The 19,569-nt window shown below is 64.4% G+C and carries 17 protein-coding genes and 1 pseudogene; 10 read left to right on the plus strand and 8 right to left on the minus strand.

Translation table 11 applies throughout. The features are described 5' to 3' along the window. The first annotated feature begins 1 nt into the window (after nt 1). The 3 genes from ACWFUC_RS06435 (at nt 2) to ACWFUC_RS06445 (ending at nt 3,742) form a co-directional block, all read left to right on the plus strand. On the plus strand, nt 2-1,264 hold the full coding sequence (locus ACWFUC_RS06435) for a D-amino acid dehydrogenase (RefSeq protein ID WP_489624414.1): 1,263 nt from the start codon (nt 2-4) through the stop codon (nt 1,262-1,264). Between the two features lie 37 nt (nt 1,265-1,301). Further along, the gene (locus ACWFUC_RS06440) at nt 1,302-3,014 is read left to right on the plus strand and encodes a thiamine pyrophosphate-binding protein (protein ID WP_039787653.1); all 1,713 of its coding nucleotides are present in this window, start codon (nt 1,302-1,304) and stop codon (nt 3,012-3,014) included. Between the two features lie 65 nt (nt 3,015-3,079). Further along, entirely contained in the window at nt 3,080-3,742 is a 663-nt protein-coding gene (locus ACWFUC_RS06445; protein ID WP_209533758.1) for an aspartate/glutamate racemase family protein, read from the plus strand. Nucleotides 3,743-3,764: 22 nt separating this feature from the next. On the opposite strand, the gene ACWFUC_RS06450 is transcribed toward ACWFUC_RS06445, so the two are convergent. From ACWFUC_RS06450 to ACWFUC_RS06475, 6 genes are all read right to left on the minus strand, one after another. Continuing rightward, entirely contained in the window at nt 3,765-5,006 is a 1,242-nt protein-coding gene (locus ACWFUC_RS06450; protein WP_489637507.1) for a phospholipase D-like domain-containing protein, read from the minus strand. 31 nt (nt 5,007-5,037) lie between these two features. After that, nucleotides 5,038-5,682, minus strand: a complete 645-nt coding sequence (locus ACWFUC_RS06455; protein ID WP_039787660.1) for a MotA/TolQ/ExbB proton channel family protein — start codon at nt 5,680-5,682, stop codon at nt 5,038-5,040. A gap of 66 nt (nt 5,683-5,748) precedes the next feature. Next, nucleotides 5,749-8,193 carry a TonB-dependent receptor gene (locus ACWFUC_RS06460; RefSeq protein ID WP_134135720.1) on the minus strand — a complete coding sequence of 815 codons (2,445 nt, stop codon included), beginning with the start codon at nt 8,191-8,193 and terminating at the stop codon, nt 5,749-5,751. An 83-nt stretch (nt 8,194-8,276) separates the two neighbouring features. Next, nucleotides 8,277-8,996, minus strand: coding sequence for an energy transducer TonB (locus ACWFUC_RS06465; RefSeq protein ID WP_134221115.1), 720 nt, complete (start codon nt 8,994-8,996; stop codon nt 8,277-8,279). Beyond that, nucleotides 8,996-9,403 (minus strand): ExbD/TolR family protein, encoded by a 408-nt coding sequence (locus ACWFUC_RS06470; RefSeq protein ID WP_034330477.1) that lies wholly within the window; start codon nt 9,401-9,403, stop codon nt 8,996-8,998. Before ACWFUC_RS06470 ends, ACWFUC_RS06465 begins: the two co-directional genes overlap by 1 nt. A gap of 204 nt (nt 9,404-9,607) precedes the next feature. Further along, nucleotides 9,608-10,207, minus strand: a complete 600-nt coding sequence (locus ACWFUC_RS06475) for a hypothetical protein (RefSeq protein WP_489624416.1) — start codon at nt 10,205-10,207, stop codon at nt 9,608-9,610. Between the two features lie 266 nt (nt 10,208-10,473). Here ACWFUC_RS06475 and ACWFUC_RS06480 point away from each other — a divergent pair. Together ACWFUC_RS06480 and ACWFUC_RS06485 are read left to right on the plus strand one after the other, a co-directional pair. Next, nucleotides 10,474-10,831 (plus strand): annotated as a pseudogene (locus ACWFUC_RS06480) (helix-turn-helix domain-containing protein). A gap of 117 nt (nt 10,832-10,948) precedes the next feature. After that, entirely contained in the window at nt 10,949-11,713 is a 765-nt protein-coding gene (locus ACWFUC_RS06485; protein WP_489624417.1) for a CDP-diacylglycerol diphosphatase, read from the plus strand. A gap of 10 nt (nt 11,714-11,723) precedes the next feature. Here ACWFUC_RS06485 and ACWFUC_RS06490 read toward each other — a convergent pair whose 3' ends face one another. After that, a complete protein-coding gene (locus tag ACWFUC_RS06490; protein WP_489624418.1) occupies nt 11,724-12,614 on the minus strand; it encodes a LysR family transcriptional regulator in 891 nt (296 codons plus the stop codon). Nucleotides 12,615-12,741: 127 nt separating this feature from the next. On the opposite strand from ACWFUC_RS06490, the gene ACWFUC_RS06495 reads away from it, so the two are divergent. The 5 genes from ACWFUC_RS06495 (at nt 12,742) to ACWFUC_RS06515 (ending at nt 18,504) form a co-directional block, all read left to right on the plus strand. Beyond that, a complete protein-coding gene (locus ACWFUC_RS06495; RefSeq protein WP_489635281.1) occupies nt 12,742-13,488 on the plus strand; it encodes an SDR family oxidoreductase in 747 nt (248 codons plus the stop codon). Between the two features lie 216 nt (nt 13,489-13,704). Beyond that, nucleotides 13,705-14,961 (plus strand): Hsp70 family protein, encoded by a 1,257-nt coding sequence (locus ACWFUC_RS06500; RefSeq protein ID WP_489624420.1) that lies wholly within the window; start codon nt 13,705-13,707, stop codon nt 14,959-14,961. Nucleotides 14,962-15,102: 141 nt separating this feature from the next. Then, nucleotides 15,103-15,951 (plus strand): MurR/RpiR family transcriptional regulator, encoded by an 849-nt coding sequence (locus ACWFUC_RS06505; protein ID WP_489624421.1) that lies wholly within the window; start codon nt 15,103-15,105, stop codon nt 15,949-15,951. Nucleotides 15,952-16,367: 416 nt separating this feature from the next. Continuing rightward, the gene (locus tag ACWFUC_RS06510) at nt 16,368-17,816 is read left to right on the plus strand and encodes an MFS transporter (protein WP_034330466.1); all 1,449 of its coding nucleotides are present in this window, start codon (nt 16,368-16,370) and stop codon (nt 17,814-17,816) included. Between the two features lie 22 nt (nt 17,817-17,838). Continuing rightward, a complete protein-coding gene (locus ACWFUC_RS06515; protein WP_489637508.1) occupies nt 17,839-18,504 on the plus strand; it encodes an aspartate/glutamate racemase family protein in 666 nt (221 codons plus the stop codon). 154 nt (nt 18,505-18,658) lie between these two features. On the opposite strand, the gene ACWFUC_RS06520 is transcribed toward ACWFUC_RS06515, so the two are convergent. After that, nucleotides 18,659-19,501, minus strand: a complete 843-nt coding sequence (locus ACWFUC_RS06520; RefSeq protein WP_489624422.1) for an aldo/keto reductase — start codon at nt 19,499-19,501, stop codon at nt 18,659-18,661. Between the last annotated feature and the right edge of the window lie 68 nt (nt 19,502-19,569).

Raw genomic sequence — 19,569 nt, forward strand, 5'->3', positions numbered from 1 at the left:
CATGAAAGTCGTCGTCATCGGAGGTGGCATCATCGGCACGGCCACCGCGTACTGGCTGGCCACTCGCCACGTTGAGGTGGTGCTCATCGAACGCGAGGCCGATGTGGCCTGCCAGACCAGCGCCGGCAATGCCGGCGTGATCGCACCCGGCTATGTGGCGCCGTGGGCAGCGCCGGGCATGCCGGGCAAGATCCTCAAGTATCTCTTCAAGGCCAGTTCGCCAGTGGTGTTCCGGCCGCGGATGAGTGCACGGCAATGGCGCTGGATCAGCCAGTGGCTGGGCAACTGCACGCTGGAGCGCTATCGCCGCAACAAGCTGCGCATGCAGCGCATCGCCTATTACAGCCGCGATTGCCTGCACGAGTTCCTGGCGCAGCATCCATTTGATTACGGCCGCAGCCAGGGCTATCTGCAGCTCTTTCGCAGCCGCTTCGACGAGGACATGGCGGCCCCCGCACTGGCCTTGCTGGAGGAAGCCGGCATTGCCCACCAGCGCTTGAGCGCGGCGCAATGCGTGGCGACCGAACCGGGGCTGCAGCACGCGCGCATCGAACCGCTTTCGGGCCTGTACCTGCCCGATGACGAGGCCGGGGATTGCGCGGTTTTCGCGCGCCAGTTGCGGCGCTTGTGTGAGGAGATGGGCGTGCAGTTCCGCTTCGGTACGCAGGTCAGCGGTCTGCTGGTGCAGGGTGGACAGGTGCAGGGTTTGCAGGTGCGCAGCGTAGGGCAAGCCGGGCAGTTGGCATGCGATGCCCTGGTGGTTGCCGCCGGCGTGGACAGCCATGCCTTGCTGGCACCGCTGGGCATCCGTGTGCCGCTGTATCCGGTCAAGGGCTATTCGGCCACCATTCCCGTCCGCTTTCCCGAGGCGGCACCGCGTGCGGCCGTCATGGATGAATCCCTGAAGACGGCCATCACCCGCATGGGCGATGTGGTGCGGGTGGCCGGTACCGCCGAACTGGGCGATGACCGTCTGCAGTTGCGCGCCGCTTGTCTGCATACCTTGCGTCAGGTGATGCGTGACTGGTTTCCGCTGGCCGGCGATCTTGATGATGCGCAGTTCTGGGTCGGACGCCGTCCCATGACGCCCGATGGACCGCCCCTGCTGGGTCCCACGCCGGTCCGCAATCTGTTCCTGAACCTTGGTCACGGTTCGACCGGCTGGGCCATGTCGCTGGGCTCCGGCCGCATCGTGGCGGACCTCATCACGGGTAGCCCGCCGGCCATCGATATCGATGGCCTGACCCTGGCCCGCTATCCATGAGCAAGGCAACCCTTACCCCTACCGAAACGGAGAAAACATGACTGGTGCAGATGTCCTCGTGAAACTGCTGGAAGAATACGGCGTGGAAGTGATCTTCGGCGTGCCCGGCGATACCAATGTGGCTTTCTACAAAGCCCTGAACCGCTCCGGCAAGGTGCGCCACGTGATGGCACGCGACGAGCGCTCGGCGCTCTACATGGCCGACGCCTATGCGCGCTACAGCGGCAAGCCCGGCGTGGCCGAGTGCCCCAGCGGTGCCGGTGCCATGTATTCCCTGCCCGGCATGGCCGAGGCCAACAGTTCTTCCATTCCGCTGATCCTGCTGACCAACGATATTCCCCTCAAGGGCGAAGGTCGCGGCATGATCACCGAGCTGGACAACGCCAAGCTGTTCGAACCGGTGTGCAAGCTGTCCTTTCAGGTCAAGACCACGGCCAAGATTCCGGAGGCAGTCAGGCGCGCCTTCCGTACCGCCACATCGGGTCGTCCGGGCGCGGTGCACCTGACCTTCCCCGAAGATATCCTGGCCCACGCCTCGGCCAGTACGCCGGACGAGATTTACGCCGAGCCTGAGTGCCGGCGCTTCCCGGCCTTTCCCATGCGTCCCGATGCGGATCTGGTGCGGCAGCTGGCCGCGTTGCTCGACGCATCGCGCCGCCCGGTGCTGGTGGCCGGCGGCGGGGTGATGCATTCCGATGGCGGGGCAGCCCTGCTGGCCCTGGCAGAGAAGATCGACGCCGCCGTGGTCACCACCATCACCGGTCAGGGGGCGGTGCCGGACGAGCACCCGCTGGCGCTCGGTGTCATTGGCGACAATGGCTTCCATCCCCATGCAGCACGGGCGGTCGAGGAGAGCGATCTGCTGGTTTACCTCGGTTGCAAGATGGGATCGGTGGTCACCATCGGCTGGACCTTCCCCAGCCATCAACAGGAACGCCAGCGCGTGCAGGTCGATATCGACCCGGCAGTACTGGGCAATACCGGTCGCAACGATCTCAACATCGCCGGCGACGTCCGTTCGGTCTTGCAGGATCTGCTGCCGCTGGTGACGCAGCACGAACCGCGTGCGTGGAATGCTGAACTCAACGGCATGCGGCGTCGATTCTGGGAGCAGGCCCAGGCGGATTTGCACAGCGATGCACTGCCGCTCAAGCCCCAGCGCGTAGTCCACGAATTGAACCGCCGGCTGCCGCCGCGTGCGGTCATGGTCTCCGACGCCGGCACGCCTACGCCGCACATGACGCGTTATCTGCGCCTGCCCGGCGATGGTTCGCGGCTGGTGATCCCGCGTGCTTTCGGCGGACTGGGCTACGCGATTCCGGCGGTGGTCGGTGCCTGGCTGGCGCGGCCCGACGTGCGGCCCATCGGCCTGTTTGGCGATGGCTCCTTCTCGATGTCCTGCGGCGAACTGGAAACGCTGACCCGCCTGCAGGTACCTGCCGTGCTGCTGCATTTCAACAATGGCTGTTTCGGATGGATCAAGGCGCTGCAGAAGCTGCACAACGATGCGCAATATCTCTCGGTCGATTTCACCCGGCTGGATGTGGCGCGCATTGCGCAGGGCTTCGGCCTCAAGGGCTTGCGTGCGGCCAATGCCGAAGAACTGGTCGCTGCACTGGATGAAGCCTTTGCCAGCGAGGGGCCGGTGCTCATCGATATCGTCTCCGAATCCATCGTCGATGAATGTCCGCCGGTCTATTCGTGGATCAAGGCCATGGGTAAGGATCCGCTGGCCGTGGGTGGCGCATAGCAGGCGTTTTGCCCGGGTTTGGTTAGAATGCCGGGCATTCCTTCCGATTTTTTCAAAGGCCACGCATGCTTGGCATCGTCATGCTCGATACCGTTTTTCCGCGTCCCGTGGGCGATATCGGCAATCCCGCGACCTTTCCTTTCCCGGTGCGCTTGCGCAAGGTCAGCCGGGCCTCACCCCAGAAGGTGATCTTCGAACGGGCCAGCGGCATGGTGGATGACTTTGTCACTGCGGCGCAGGCCTTGCAGGCGGACGGCTGCAAGGCCATCGTGACCAGTTGCGGTTTCCTGGCGCTGCATCAGCAGACCATCGCGGCAGCGCTGGAGATTCCGTTTGCCAGTTCCAGCCTGTGCTGGTTGCCCACGCTGTATCACGCCTTCGGCGGTGCGCGCCATGTCGGCATCCTGACGGCGTCCGGTGCCAGTCTCGGTGCGGCGCACCTGGCTGCGCTGGGGGGCAGCATGGAGTCGCCCATCGTGGGCATGCCGGTGGAGTCTGAATTCGCGCGCGTCATCGTGGGCAATCAGCCCGAGGGGGATATGGATCGGGTGCATGCCGAGATGGTGGCGGCCGCCGATCAGCTGGTCGCCACCCAACCCCAGGTGCGTGCCATCCTGCTTGAATGCACCAACATGCCGCCGGTGGCGGGCCTCATCGCACAGCGCACCGGGCGTCCGGTCTTCGACCTGGTGGGACTGGCCAGGCAGATGATGGGCCTGGCACCCTGAGTGCCAAGCTGGTGAAGAGGTCCTAAGGCTTGCCCTTGGCCGGCTTGGGATAAACCTTCAGTACGTCGATGGGCTGGGCATAAGGCGAACTCCAGGTCTGCTCATGCAGGGCTGCCACGCGTTGTGCCATGGCCGCGTCATGCAGCACCACTTCCAGATTGCGCGAGTTGTCCAGATAACCGCCGGCCCAGTTGCTGGTACCGACCCAGGCCACCTTGCCATCGATGCTCACGGCTTTGGTGTGGATCACTCTGGCGAAGGGGATGAAACCGCTGCTGGCCTGCGGCAGGGTCACGATGCGGATCTCCACGTTGGGCAGCACCGCCAGGCTTTGCAGGTAGCGGATGGCGGGGGCCTCGGTGTTCCAGTTGGAGACCATCAGCTTGATCTTCACGCCGCGCGTGGCCGCTGCGCGCAGGGCATCATCGATCACGGCGTAATAGGGCCGGGTGTGGTTGGGACCATAGGAGAGCGGCGCATAGTCCAGCAACTGCACCCGCACTTCCTGTTGCGCTTCTCCGATCAGGCGTACCAGTTCGCTTTGCGAATCGCCCACGCCGGGCGGGTTGTAGGCATTCGGGCTGGCCACGAGGTAATTGCCGCGCGCCACATCGGCCGGGACCACGCTGCGGTTGGTCATGACCGGGGTTTGTCCTGCGGCGATGGCCGCCTGCGCCGCCCAGTCGATTTCGAAGATGGCCTGCACCTGCGCTGCCACGGCCGGGTCGGTGATCTTCAATCCGGTCTCATGGATGTGCGAGAACGAACGCCAGTCGAAGTTCTGGCTGCCCACATAGGCGCTGCGGCCATCGACCACGAAATACTTGGCGTGGATGATGCCGTTGCCGGTCATGCGGGAATAATCGATCTGGCGGAATTCCAGATTCGGGATGCGCTTGAGCTTCTCGATGGTGGCCGGGACCGAGGCGAACTCGCCCTTCTTTTCCATCAGGAAGCGGATCTTCACGCCGCGCCGTCCGGCCGCCTCCAGGTGCGCCATGATGTCATCGAGCGCCTCGCCATCCTGCCCGGCCACGTAGAACTGGCCGAACACGATCTCGCGCTGCGCGCTGTCGAACATTTCCTTCCACACCACGGCCGCATCGCGCAGATCCGGCGTGGCCAGCGTGGTTTCGCGCGGCACGGTGTGGACCAGTTCGAAGCCGGGAATGGCGAATTCGGCCCGGACCGGTGTGGCCAGCGAAAGAACCAGCCCGAAGGCGGCAGCGAGACGAAGCAGAAGACGGCGTGGCACGAGGGTCATGATGTCGGCAAGGGAGAAGTCAGTGTGGCGCTCAGGCGATGTGCAGCTTGCCCTGCGGTTGCGGGCTGTGTTGCGGCTGCGGGTTCAGGCGGCCGACGCAGGCGCGCAGCATCAGGACCTTCAGATGATCGTTGATGCGCTCGATGCGTTCCTGGAACAGGTTGAAGAAGAACATGCCGACCACCGCAATGCCGATGCCCAGTGCCGTCGCATACAGCGCGGTACCGATGCCCTGCGACACCTGGCCCGGGTCCGACACGCCCTGCACCGCCAGTGCCTTGAAGGTGTCGATGATGCCGAGGATGGTGCCGAGCAGGCCCAGCAGGGGCGCAGCGGTCACGATGGTATCGAGGATCCACAGGCGCTGCTGCACTTCGCCGCGCTTGGCAATGTAGACCGACTCGCTGAAATCTTCCAGGTCCTTCTCGGTATGCAGGTGATGCTTCTCGGCCAGGATGTCCGACACCAGGGCCAGCGGCAGGCTGGGACGGGTGGTCAGTTCGGCCGGCAGTTCCTGCAGATGCTGGACCGCGTGCGTCATGGCGCGCTCCAGGCCCGTGGCCTGGCGCATGGTGTAGCCGAAGAACAGGCCGCGTTCGACGATGACGAAAATGGCCAGCGCCGCGCAGGCGTACATCAGGTAGAAGGCCAGTTCGTGGAGTAGTTGCATGTTCATGCTTGCCTCTCTTGCAGTGATGGGCGGCCCGTGTTGCAGGTGCGGGCCGCCCGGTTCAGGCCGCGATCAGAAATCCGCGGTCAGGGTGACGGTGAAGGTGCGCGGGGCACCGATGTAGAGCGATGGATCGGTGCCAGGGATGCCGTTGACCGCCACTGCGTTGGTGGTGAACTGGCTGCCGCTGCCGCCGTTGAGGTTGAGGTACTGCTTGTCGAACAGGTTGTAGACGTTCAGGCGCACGGTCGGCTTCTTCAGCCAGGTGGTGGACGCGAAGGTCATGCCGGCACCGGCGTTGAACAGGGTGTAGCCACCCAGTGCATCGTCGTTGACCAGGGTGGTGTAGCGGCGGCCGGTGTACTTGGCCTGGCCGAACACGTACCAGCCATCCTGTTGGTATTGCAGCGACAGGCCCGACAGCCAGTTCGGCGTATCCGGGAATTCCTTGCCCGAGGTCGGCAGGAACTGGGTCGAGCTGTTGCGCAGGTCCTGCTTCATCTTGCTCTTGATGTAGGACAGCGAGCCATACATCGACAGGTTGCGGGTGAAGGCGTAACCGGTTTCCAGTTCCAGGCCGTGCGAGCTGGCGTCGCCGACGTTGTAGTCGGTCTTGTTGTTGGTGTCCGGGTTGTAGGCGCTGGCGATGCGGTTGTGATAATCGATGTAGAACAGCGAACCGGAGGCCATCCACTTCTCGGTGTTGTAGCGGTAGCCGAGGTCATAGTTCCAGGAGGTTTCCTTGTCCACCGGCACTTCGCGCTGGGTCGCCCCGACCAGCTGGCCGTTGACGATGGTGCCGCCCGAGAGCAGGCCGAAGTAGGAGAAGTTGCCCGGTGCCTTGAAGTTCTTGGCGGCGTTGAAGAACACCGACTGCTTCTCATCGAGCTGGAAGCGCACGCCCAGGCTGGGCAGGAAGTCGGCGTAGTTCTTCTTGACCTTGTAGTAGCCGGCGCTGGAATAGCTGTTGGTGCCGCTGGTGGAACCGGTGCTCGGGTAGTTGGTGAAGTCGCGGTCGATGGAGGAGTAGCGGCCGCCGACTTGCACGTTGAGCTTGTCGTTCATCATGCTGATGCTGTCCTGCAGGAAGATCGACTGCGCCGTGCTGACGGTCATGGTGTCGCGGTACTGCAAGATGGAGCCATCGGCATTGCGCAGCCACTGGTCCGAATTGTCCTGCCACAGGTCGGCGATGTTGCCGTTGTTGTCCACGCGGCTGAAGGGGCCGGTCTGCTGGTGACGGGCGCGCTCGACCCAGTAACCGGCCAGGATGCGGTGGTTGTCCAGCTGCTGGTTGAACTTGAAGGTCACGCCCGGACGATAGGTGCGGGTGCGGCTGCCTTCGTAGGCGTAGACCGTATCGAGACGATCGCCGTCGCCGTTGACGTCGCGTGCGCCGCCACCAAGCTGGCTGGCGCCGGTCACGCCGCCTTCCCGCACGGTCTGCAGCTGGTTGCCGCCGGTGCCGAAACCGTACCAGAAGTAGGGATCGATATCCAGGCTGGAGGTCGGGCTCAGCTGGAAGTGCGCATTGATGGTGCCCAGCCAGTTCTCGAAGGGATTGAGGTTGTAGGCGTAGTAAGCGTTGTTGGCGATGTTGGCCGCAACGTTGGGTGCATAGGTGGTGTCGTTCTGCGCGGTACCGGCCACTGCGGGCTGGTGCTGCGGAATGGTGCTGCCGAAGTCGGCATTGCGGCCCAGTTGGGCGATCTGGGTCTTGGTCAGCGAACGGTAGTTGTTGTTGAGCTGGCGGTTGTAGAGCAGGTTGGCGTTGATGAAGCTGCCCTGGCCCAGGTCGAAGTTGGTGCCGATGTCGACGTGATCCTTGATGGCGCCGCCCGGTCCCTTGAACTTGTCGGCAGTGGTCTTGGAGTACGAGATGAAGAACTTGAACTTGTTGTCCAGCAGCTTGCCCGAGTCGAAGCGCACATAGCGCTTCCACAGGCTGTTGGAGCCGAAGGCATTGGTCACGCGGATGCGCTGCTGGTCTTCCGGTGCGCAGAAGGTCATGCCGATGTTGCCGCCGGTGGCGCCCACGTGAGGCGCTTCGGTATCGGTGGAACCCTGGGTCACGAAGATGTTGCACAGGTTGTCGGGCTCGGTGTACTCCTGCGGATAGACCGCGAAGTTGCCGGAGTCGTTGACCGGTGCGCCGTTGATGGTGAAGCCCAGCTGGTCGCTGTTGAAGCCGCGCACGCGGATGTTGCCGCCGAACAGGCCCGAGCCGTCGTTGTCGTAGGTGTTCACGCCGGGCAGCAGGTTGATCATCTGGTAGGGCGTGCCGGTGGGCGATTGCTTCTCGATGTAGTCACGGTTGACCGAGCTGCGCGCCTTGGGCGAATCTTCCGCCTGGATCAGGCCGGTGGCCGCCGCCGTGCCGGCACTGGCGCTGCCGCCGCCCTGCACGGTCACGGTGCCGACGTCAGTGGTGGTGGACTGGGCGAAGCTGAAGGCCGGTGCGCCTGCCATGAAGAGCCCGGATATCAGCAAGGACAGCCGGGTGAGTTTGCATTGCATGTCGTGTTCCCCTGGGTTTGTTGAACTGCGTGTCGAAATCGTTGCGCCCGGTGCGCGCCCCCTGCGTTCTGCAGCGGGCCGCGTCAGACGGGAATGAATTCCAGATCGGCGGTAAACCGGTGCGTGCTCTCGCCCTTGTAGCTGTCTTCCGGGAAGGGCGCGAAGGCGGCGCGATTGATGGTCTTGCGGGCGGCATCATCGAGCAGCATGGAGTTCGATGAACTCTCGATGCCGCTGTCGACCACGCTGCCATCGCGCTTCAACACGAACCACACGCGCACCTTGCCTTGCGGGCGCAGGGTGCTGGCTTCGCGTCCGGTCGGATAGCGCTTGATGCTGTTCAGATGTGCGCGCAACTGGCCGACGTAGGTCTGCTCGATGTTGGCGGTGTTGGCCGGCGGCGGCGACGGCGGGGCCACCGGCGCGGACTGCACCGGAGGTGCGGCCGGAGCGCTGGGTTGCGGCGGCGTGGCCGGCAGGATCGGTGCGGTGGCCGAGGGCGGTGCCGGGTCCACCGGGGCCGGCGCTTGCTTGACCGGAGCCGGCTTGGCCACGGGCTTGGGTGCTTCCTGTTTCTTCGGCGGCTCCACCGGCTTGGGCTGCGGTTCCACTTGAGGCTTGGGTTGCGGCACCGGAGGCGGCGGTATTTCCGTCAGCGAGATTTGCACCGGCTGCGGATCTTCCTTGCGCTTGAGTTCGGTCACTTTCTGCACGCCGGCCAGGATCAGCACGGCCAGTACCACCAGCGAGGGCAGCGTGGCCAGCGGCTCACGGAAACGAAAGAGGATGGGAACGTTCATCATCACTGCTTGCGGGTGGCAATCGAGATGGAATCGAAGCCGCCCTTCTTGAGCGTATCCATCACGTCGACCAGGCGCTGCACTTCCACGCCGCGGTCGCTGTTGATGATGAGATTGAGTTTCTCGCCATCCTTGCGCAGCTTGTCGAGGCGGGCGGTGAGGGCGTCCAGGGTGGTGTTCTCGCCATCGACCTGGATCACGTCTTCCTTGGCGATGGTGATGACGGCCTTGGTCTGCGGTTTCAGATCCTGGGCGGTGGACGAACTGGGCAGCTGGGTCTTCAGGCCCAAGGCCGGAATCACGTTCAGGCTGATCAGCACGAAGAAGACCAGCAGGAACATCATCACGTCGATCATCGGGATGATCTCGACGCGGGCCTTCCGTTTTTTGGGTTCGTCCCAACTGCGCATGCCACACTCCTCGAAGCTTCGTTATACGATTTGTAGCGCTATAGTTTTTATAGCGATGCGCAGCGTAGCGAGGAAATGTGTCGTGCGTATTACACCATGCCGGTTTGCGTTAACCCGAGTGAAGAAAATGTTGCCTGGGGTTATCCGCAAGTCCGCAGGTGTGCCAGCGGCTGACGCCTGCCGGCGACAGCGTGCGGCCTGCCATCAGCGCCGTGGCACGGGCATGCGGGGCAGCATGGACAGCAGCAGCTTGCACAGGTAGACCACGATCAGCGAGCCCGAGAGATCGCCGATGGACATGACGATCAGGCCGCTCCAGAAATCCGGATAGACCCCGCGCATGACGAACCAGATCAGCTGGAACAGCGGATTGGAGAGCGCATAGAGCAGGATGCAGGCCATCAGCCGGGTGGTGTTGAGGTTGCCCAGGTTGCGCCCCAGGTCCATGCCGGAGAGGGTGAGGCGGTAGGCCAGGTAGGGGGCGCCGGCCGAGATCAGGCAGTAGCCGGCGGCAGCGATGAGGTCATGCGGGAACAGTTGATAGGTGGCCGCCGTGGCCAGGGAGCCCACCAGCAGGCCCACGCAGCCGGCCTCGGCAAAGAGCAGGGTGCAGATCAGGCGCACGCCGGCGGGCAGGTAGATCCAGGCGATGCCCTCGGTGAACTGGGTGCGCCGGAACAGCCATTCGTTGATCGAATAGAACAGGAAATAGCACAGCGCCGTGCCGGCGATGGCGGCCAGGTGGGTGCGCAGGACGGAACGATGGTCGGGCGAGGCTTGCATGGCGAGGGGAGGCTGGGACATGCGGAACGGCGCGTATGTTACCCAATGCGGCGGGGCGCTGCACCTCAACAATTTTCAGCAGTGTGGCGCGCCAGCCTCGCAAATCAACGCGCAAACGGGCCCGATGGACGAATTGCTGCCGGCCAAGACGGTAAAGTTTGCACTTTCCGGCAGGCCCGGCGTATGATTCGCTATCAATTCTGGAACGATGTCGCGCGCGCGTGTTACGCGCGCTCCGTACGTAACGCGTTCCTGACTTGCAAGACAACAACCAACACCATCGCCATATGGGTAAAAACAAGCGGCCGGCGGATATCTACCTGAGATTTCTGCAACTGGCCGAAGCACTCCGGGGGATTGCCGTCACTGGCTACGCTGGATCCGCTCGAAGACCGGATCCTGGCTTTCATCGCCCGTGCCGGGCAGGAGCAGCAACGCCTGTCGGTGCGTGACCTGATGGCGCAAAGCGAATTCGGATCGCCCGCGATGCTGCATGCGCGCCTGAAATCCATGCGCGAGAAGGGCTGGATCGTGCTGGCCGATACCGAAGATCCGCGCCGCAAGCAGGTCGAGCTGAGCCAGGCTGCCTGGCTGCATTTCGACAAGCTCTCCAAGTGCCTGGTGCAAGCCACGCGCGACAAGTAATCTCCCCCCCCCGTCATACGGCTGTCATGCTGCGGACATACCGGGCCGTTAATCTCACGGCCTCGCTGCGGCGCTGACTGCCTGCCGCCTTGCAGCTCATTGTCCCGGATGGTTTCGATGCGACTGCTTTCCCTTTTTTCTTCCCGCGCCGCTTTCCTGTGTTCACTGTTGCTGGGTGCCTGCGCCTTGTCGGCCAGTCCGGCCCGGGCCGCCGATCCCCACAAGCTGTGGGAAATCACCAGCCAGCAATGCCTGCCCAACATGCAGTCCACCGGCCAGCCGCAGCCATGCGTGATGGTCGATCTGGCGCGCGGCTTCGTGGTGCTCAAGGATCTGGTCGGTCCCGCGCAATACCTGCTCATGCCGACCCGTCGCCTGACCGGCATCGAAAGTCCGGAGTTGCTGGCGCCGGATGCGCCCAACTACTGGGCTTATGCATGGGAGCAGCGCGGGCGTGTGGCGCAGGCCCTGGGCCGTCCGCTCTCCGATGAACAGCTGGGTATTGAAATCAATTCGGCGGCCGGCCGTTCGCAATTGCACCTGCATCTGCACATCGACTGCATGCGCCGCGATGTGGCGGCCAGCCTCGACGATCACCGGGGTGACCCTTTGCAGCAATGGCTGCCGTGGTATTTCGAAGGCCATCGCTACTGGGTCATGCGCCTGCCCGCCGATGCGCTGGCACTGCACGACCCCTTCAAGCTGGCCGCTGCCCGCAGCGCCTATGCGGCCGACAACATGGCCTCGCAGTCACTGCTGCTGACCGGGGCGCGTTTTGCCGATGGCAGCACCGGCTTCTTCCTGGTCAACATGCCGGTCAACTTCGACCGCGAGGAACAGGGCAGTGCCGAAGTGCTGATGGATCACGACTGCCGCTGGTAAGTCAGCACATTCACTCGGCGAATTCGCGCACCAGCGTATCGAACACCAGCCGCAGGCGCGGCGGCACCGGTCCGCGTTGCGGGCGGTAGAGGTACATGTCCCAGGGATCGGGTTCGTGATCAGTCATGACGGGGACCAGCCGTCCTGCCGCGATGTCGTCCTCGCACAGGAACCCGGCGATCTGGCCGATGGCCACGCCACTTCTCACCAATAAATATTCGCCCTCGGAATCATCGCAGAGGAAGCGGGCGTGATCGGCCATCCACTGGTTCTCCTGCGCGAACAGCCAGGGCCAGGGGCGGCCCGTACCCCGGTCCAGCATGGCGGTGCAGGGCAGGGCGCGCAGGGTCTCGGTGTCCTCAGGGGCCCCATGGCGGCGCAGGAAGCGCGGCGTGGCCACCACATGGAAGCGCACCTTGCCCAGCCGCCGCACCACGAACCGGTTGTCCGGCACGGTGCCGACGCGGATGCCGATGTCGATCTTCTCTCCCACCACGTCGGCGCGCTGATCGGTCAGGCGCAGGTCGAAGCGCAAGCCGGGATGCGCCTGCGCCAGTCGCTCCACGATGGGCAGCAGGCGGCTGCGACCCAGTGCCGACGGTGCGGCCAGGCGCACCAGTCCGCTCATCTCGTCGGCCGGGCTGGCGGCCTCCGTTTCGAAGAGTCCATCCAGATCACGCAGGCTTTCGCGTGCGCGTTCGGCGAGCGCTTCGCCGAAACTGGTGATGCGCACCTGGCGCGTATTGCGATGGAACAGCATCTCGCCCTGCAGGCGCTCCAGTTCCTGGATGGCGCGGGTGACGGCTTGCGGTGAAATGCCGAGCCGGATCGCGGCTTCCTTGAAGCTGCCAGTGTCGGCGGCAGCGCAGAAGATGCGCAGCATCTCCAGTCGGTTGAGCATGATGATTCCTGAAAATGGAATTCTGTAATCTTATCATTTCCATTGTTTGGCATAGTGGCGGCACCCATAATCCTTCCATCGACACGCAGCAACCGCAAGCCAACCCCATCACTGGAAAGGATTCATCATGAGCAACAACATCAAGGACAAAGTCGTCGTCATCACCGGTGCCAGCAGCGGCCTGGGCGAAACCACCGCACGTCACCTGGCTGCACTGGGCGCCAAGTTGGTACTCGGTGCGCGCCGCACCGATCGTCTGGAAAAGCTGGTGGCCGACATCACCGCCGCCGGTGGCCAGGCCATCGCCGTGACCACCGACGTGGCGCGCCGCGACGACGTGGAAGCCCTGGTCGCAAAGGGTGAGCAGCACTTCGGCCGCATCGACGTGCTGGTCAACAATGCCGGCATCATGCCGCTGGCCCCGATGGCCAAGCTCAAGGTCGAAGAGTGGGACCGCATGATCGACGTCAACGTCAAGGGCGTGCTCTATGGCGTAGCCGCCGCGCTGCCGCGCTTCGCTGCGCAGGGCTCGGGCCACATCATCAATGTGTCGTCGGTGGCGGGCATCAAGGTCTTCGCCGGCATGGGCACGGTCTACAGCGCCACCAAGTTCGCGGTGCGCGCCCTGACCGAAGGCCTGCGCGCCGAAGCACCGGACGGTGTGCGCACCACCATCATCTCCCCGGGGGCGGTGGATTCCGAACTGAAGACCCACAGCAGCGACCAGGAGACCTCGGAAGCCCTGCTGGCCTGGTATGAGGCCAACCAGATTCCGGCCGATTCGGTGGCGCGTGCGATTGCCTATGCCATCGAGCAGCCGGCCAATGTGGATATCAGCGAAGTGGTGCTGCGTCCGGTGGCGCAGGAATTCTAAGTTTTCCACAGCCGTTTTCAGCCGGTTCGATCTGACGGCACCGTCGGGCAGCCTTGCCCGGCGGTGCCGTTTTTCGTTGGCTTGTCATCCTGCCATTGCCGAATCGGTAATGATTTCACGGCGGCATGTTGTTTGCTTCAAACGCCGCCATGACGCCGTGCAGACAAGCACCGTCCTTTTCTATATGATTGCCGACCCAAAAAGAAGGAGTGATCGATGGCGAACGCGTGCGGTGTGGATTTCGGCACCTCCAATTCCACGGTCGGCTGGATGCGTCCGCAGGCCGGGGATTCCCTGCTGCTGCCGCTGGAAGACGGCAAGGCCACGCTGCCTTCGGTGGTGTTCTTCAATGCCGACGAGAACAGCTTCAGCTATGGCCGCGCCGGTCTGGGCGAATACCTGGCTGGCTACGAAGGCCGCCTGATGCGCTCGCTGAAGAGCTTGCTCGGTTCCGGCGCCATCGATGGCCAGACGGAAGTGGGCGGCCGGGCGCTGCCCTATCGTGGCCTGCTTTCGCAGTTCATCGGTGAACTCAAGCAGCGCGCCGAACGCGCGGCCGGGACTTCGTTCTCCAAGGTGGTGCTGGGCCGTCCGGTGCACTTCGTCGATGAGGATGCGGCCGCCGACCAGCTGGCCCAGGATACGCTCGAAGAGATCGCGCGCGATGTCGGTTTCAAGGACATCGCCTTCCAGTTCGAACCGATTGCGGCCGCCTTCGATTACGAGTCGCGCATCGACAAGGAAGAGCTGGTACTCATCGTCGACATCGGCGGCGGTACCTCCGACTTCTCGCTGGTGCGCCTCTCGCCCGAGCGCGCGGCGCGCAGCGAGCGGCGCGAGGACATCCTGTCCAATGGCGGCGTGCACATCGGCGGCACCGACTTCGACAAGTATTTCAGCCTGGCCTGCGTGATGCCGCTGCTGGGCCTGGGCGGCCGCCTGCAGGGCAATGCCGAGATCCCCTCCAGCTATTACTTCAACCTGGCCACCTGGCACACCATCAACCAGCTCTACACCCGCAAGGCCTGGCAGCAACTGCAGGACGTGGCGCGCGAAGTGGCCGACCGCGAGCGCTTTGCGCGCCTGCTGGACGTGGTCGAGCAGCGTTGCGGCCACTGGCTGGCGCTGCAGGTGGAGGCGGGCAAGATCGCGCTCTCCAGCGCCGAGCAGACCCTGCTGGACCTGGACCGCCTGCGCCAGCCGGAGCGATTGCCGCTCCTGCGCAGCGACTTCAACGGTGCCGTCGATCACCTGGTGCAATCGGTGGAGCAGACCGTGCTGGCGCTGTTGCAGCAGGCCGGCCTGCGCGCCGACGATATCGACAGCGTGTTCTTCACCGGCGGTTCCAGCGGCGTGCGCCTGCTGCGCGAACGCATCAGTGCGCTGGCACCGCAGGCGCGGCATGTGGAGGGCGACCTGTTCGGCAGCATCGGCAGCGGCCTGGCCATCGACGCTGCACGCAAGTTCGGCTGACGCCGCAGCAGGGCCTGGCTGCTATACAATGCGGCGACCCGGTCCGGATCGCGTGGGTTTGAGGCGATATGAAGCAAATCGCCCGCCACGGCTTCGCGACCGCCCGCATTGAACTGCCTCGCGGATCTGCCCCGCACCGACATGAAACCTTCTGCCGAATCCTTCGTGCGCCGCGTGCGCAGCAAACTCGACGAACTGTCCAGTACCGAACGCCAGCTGGCCGACTTCCTGCTGGAGTTCCCGGGCGAGCTGGCCAGCTATGCCGGCAACGAGCTGGCGCAACTGGCGGGCGTGTCGCCGTCGACCGTGAGCCGCTTCATCCGCCGCGTCGGTTACGAGAGCTACGAGGAAGCGCGCCGCCACGTGCGCGAGGAACAGGAGACCGGCTCCCCGCTGTTCCATGCCAGCAGCCCCGGCGCTGCGCGCCAGGTGCGTTCGGTGGCGGCGCACTTCCAGCAATCCCAGCAGAACCTGGCGGCCACCTTCGAGCGCCTCTCCGACGCCACCCTGGCCGAGATCGCCCGCGCCATCGTCAACGCGCCCCAGGTGCTGATCTTCGGCAGCCGCAGCAGCCAGGCCTTTGCGCTCTACCTGCGCTGGCAGATCATCCAGGTCTTGCCGCGCGTGACCTGCCTGCCGGGGCCGGGCGAGACCCTCGCGGAATACACTGCCGGTCTGTCCGAGCGCGATTGCGTGATCGTCTTCGGCACGCGCCGCCAGACCGGGCAGATGGAACGCCTGCTGGAGGCCGCCACGCGCGCCGGATGTTATCTTCTCTACATCAGCGACCAGGCCTCGGCCGACTATGCTTTGGCCACCTGGTCGCTGCAGGCACATTGCCGCGGTCCCGGCTCGCTGGACAATCATGTCGGCGTGATGGCGCTGTGTGATCTCTTGTCCACCCTGGTGATCGAAGCCAGTGGTGCCGCCGGACGCAAGCGGCTGGCGGCAGTGGAGCAGGAGCATGAGGAACTGGGCGACTTCGATTGAGTTGCCGGGCTGGAATGTCGGACGACTGCCTGCTTCCAATATTGAAATCGTGATTTCAGGCACTTCAATTTTCTGACTCCCGATTTTCATGCGTGCCGCCCCGCGCCGGTGCGGCGACCGTGCTGCCTGCCCTCTTGCGGCGCATGCCGGGCGTTCCCGGCCGGTCATTTCCTCCTGAAATCCTGATTTCATCCCTCCAAAATGGCTGGCACGCAGATTGCTAATGCAGCTGCATGAGTGAAATCTCAATTTCAATAAACAATATATATTGAAATCTAGCTTTCATTTCTGGGCATGCTGGACTACAGTAGTTTCACGGCCGCAAGGTCAGGTGGCCGTGGTCTCCCAGCCTCGCATCACCCGATGCACATACCGAGCAGCACTCATTGGACCTTCCAACGCAAGAGGAGCAGACCATGGCCGGACCCACACTTTCATCGCCCGACCTGCCGCACTCGCCGCGCGTGGCCGAACTGGACGGCGCGCTGGACAAGATCGGGGTGACCCGTTCGCATCACACCATCATCTTCCTGATTCTGATCGGCTGCCTGTTCGACGCCTTCGAACAGAACGCCATCGGCCTGGTCGGCCCGCTGCTCAAGCAGCAGTGGGGCCTGACGGCGACCGACATCGGCCTGCTCAATACGGTCACCTTCGCCAGCGCCGCCATCGGCCGCATCGTCTCCGGTCTCGTGGCGGACCGTTATGGCCGGCGCGTCATGCTGAGCCTGGACCTGCTGCTGTTCACACTGGGAGCCGGCATCTGCGCGCTGGCCCCGGACCTGACGGTGATGGCTGTGGGCCGAGCCATCGTCGGTTTCGGTCTCGGCGGTGAAATCGCCATTGCGGTCACCATGCTGGCCGAATTCTGTTCCAGCAAGTTCCGTGGCACCGCCGTGGGCCTGGTCAATGTGGGCGCGGGCGGCATGGGCAATTTCCTGGCGCCGGCCTTCGGCCTGCTGGTGTTTACCCTCTTTCCCGGTGAAAACAGCTGGCGCTGGCTGTTCTTCTGCCTGATGCTGCCGGCACTGCTGGGGGCCTTCTATCGCCGCTACATTCCGGAGACGCCGCGTTTCCTGCTCTCCCGCAACAAGATCGCCGAAGCCAATCAGGTGCTGGCGCGATTGGCCAGCGGCAAGCTCTCCGGCCCGGCGCCGCAAGGCCGTGACTGGATCAGCGACGATGGCAGCCGCCAGCAGGCCGCACCGGCCAAGGTGCGCTCCATGGAAATCTTCCAGGGCGCGCTGGCGCGGCGCACGCTGCCGCTGTGCATCGCCATCTGGATGACCTATGGCGCGCAGATCTCGGTGCTCACGCTCATGCCGACCATTCTGGTGAGCCTGGGCTACACCATCTCCAAGAGCCTGCTGTTCACCATGGTCATGCAGAGCGGCAGCCTGCTGGGGGCGATTGCCGCGTCGGTGTTCGGATTCCACCTGCCGCGCAAGCGCGTGCTGACCGCCGGTGCGATCTGCGCCTGCCTGGCGGCGCTGGCGATCGGCTTCCTGGCCAAGAGCATCGTGCTGATCCTGGCGGCGGGTGCGGTGTTCCAGTTCTTCGTGCTGCTGCTCAACACCACCATCTGGATCTTCGCGCCCGAGCTGTATCCGACCCGCGTGCGCGCCTTCGGCACCGCCTTCATCCTCGCCACCGGTACGGCGGCGGGTGCTCTGATGCCGCTGGTCGCTGGCCGGCTGTTCGATGCCTTCGGGCTGGCGGGCGTGTTCGGCATGATCGCCGCCATGTACGGCATCTTCACTGTTGCCATCCGCACCGTGCCCGAGACCTATGGCAAGTCGCCCGATGCACCGCTGGAGGAGACCGCGCCGGAGGCAGTGGTGCCGGCGGTCGCTGCACGTAGTTGATTTTCTTTTTCATGAGTCTGGCATGCCGCATATCCTGTTGATCAATCCCAATTCCTCCCAGGCCACCACCGAGATGATGGTGGCCATTGCCCGCACCTCGCTGCCAGCGGGATATGCCCTCAGCGGCGTGGGCGCGCGGCAGGGGCCGGAGATGATCGTCAATGCCGTGGAACTGGCGGCAGCGGGGGCGGAGGTCGAGCGCAACTGGCGCGAAGGCGGACGGCACAGCGTCGGGTGCATCATCAGCGCCTTTGGCGATCCTGGTATTGAGCGCCTGCGTGCGCTTGATGGCCGGCCCGTCGCCGGGCTGTGTGAAGCGTCGATGCTGGAAGCAGCCGAGGGTGGACGCCGCTTCGGTGTGGCCACCGTCACGCCGGAGCTGGCTGATGTGATTGGCGAAAAAGCGCAGCAGGCGGGTGTCGGTGCGCTCTACACCGGCATTCGTCTGACCGCCGGTGATCCGCGCGCGCTGGCGGCCGATCCGCAGGCACTGGTAGAGGCACTGGCGCAAGCCGTGCGCGCCTGCGTGGAGCGCGATGGTGCCGAGGCGGTGGTGATCGGCGGCGGTCCGTTGGGGCAGGCGGCGATGGCACTGGCGCAGCGGTTTTCGGTGCCGGTGATCGCGCCGATTCCGGCGGCCGTGCGCTACTTGCTAAAGGCCTTGCAAGCCATGGAAGCAGCCGCCTGAATCTTGAACGTCGATTGCGGCATCATCCACCGTTCGTCCTGAGTAGACCCGCGAGGGTCGTATCGAAGGCGTGGCTACGGTAACAAGGCAGGTGCGCCTTCGATACGCCGCGCTGCGGCTACTCAGGTCGAACGGCAGGTTTGGTGCGACATGTTCATAGCATCGCCAGCGGCTGCTTGCGCCGTGGCGGTGGAAAGGCCGCGTCCAGCTCACTGTAGTCATTTTCGTTCAGATGCAGCGCCAGGCAGGCCCGGTTGGCCTCCACGTGCGCGACATCGGCGGCCTTGGGAATGGCGATCACCCCGGGACGTCGCAACACCCACGCCAGCGCCACCTGCGCCGGTGTCACGCCGTGGCGCTGCGCGACCGCCTTCAGGGCCGCCTGCTTGAGGATGCGTCCTTGCTCGATGGGCGAATAGGCCATCACGGCTACGCCGCTTTGTTCGGCCTGCGGCAGCAGGTCATATTCGATCCCCCGGCGCGAGAGGTTGTACAGCACCTGATTGCACAGCACCTGCTCGCCACCGGGCGCATCGGCCAGCTCGTCCATGTCGTCGGTGTCGAGATTGCTGACGCCCCATCCGCGAATTTTTCCCTGCGCCATCAGGGTCTCCATGCCCGCGATGGTGGCCGACAGCGGATGCGATCCGCGCCAGTGCAGCAGGTAGAGATCCAGATGATCGGTGCCCAGGCGCTTGAGGCTGGCCTCGCAGGCGGCGATGGTGCCGCGCTCGCTGGCGTTGTGCGGCAACACCTTGCTGACCAGATAGACCTGTTCGCGGCGGCCGGCGATGGCTTTGCCGACCACGCGTTCGGACTGGCCATCAGCATACATCTCTGCGGTATCGATCAGCGTCATGCCCAGGTCGATGCCGGCCTGCAGGGCGCGAACCTCGGTGCTGGCGGCCGCGGCGGACTCGCCCATGTTCCAGGTGCCCTGGCCCAGGGCCGGGACTTGCGCGCCATTGCGCAGGGTGATCATTGGAATGGGCTGCATGCGGGGCTCCTTCATCGGTGGCGGGAAATCATTAGAACCCATTTTGCGCATCGGTTCATCGCGCCCGG

Source organism: Herbaspirillum sp. Her4 (assembly GCF_057961335.1).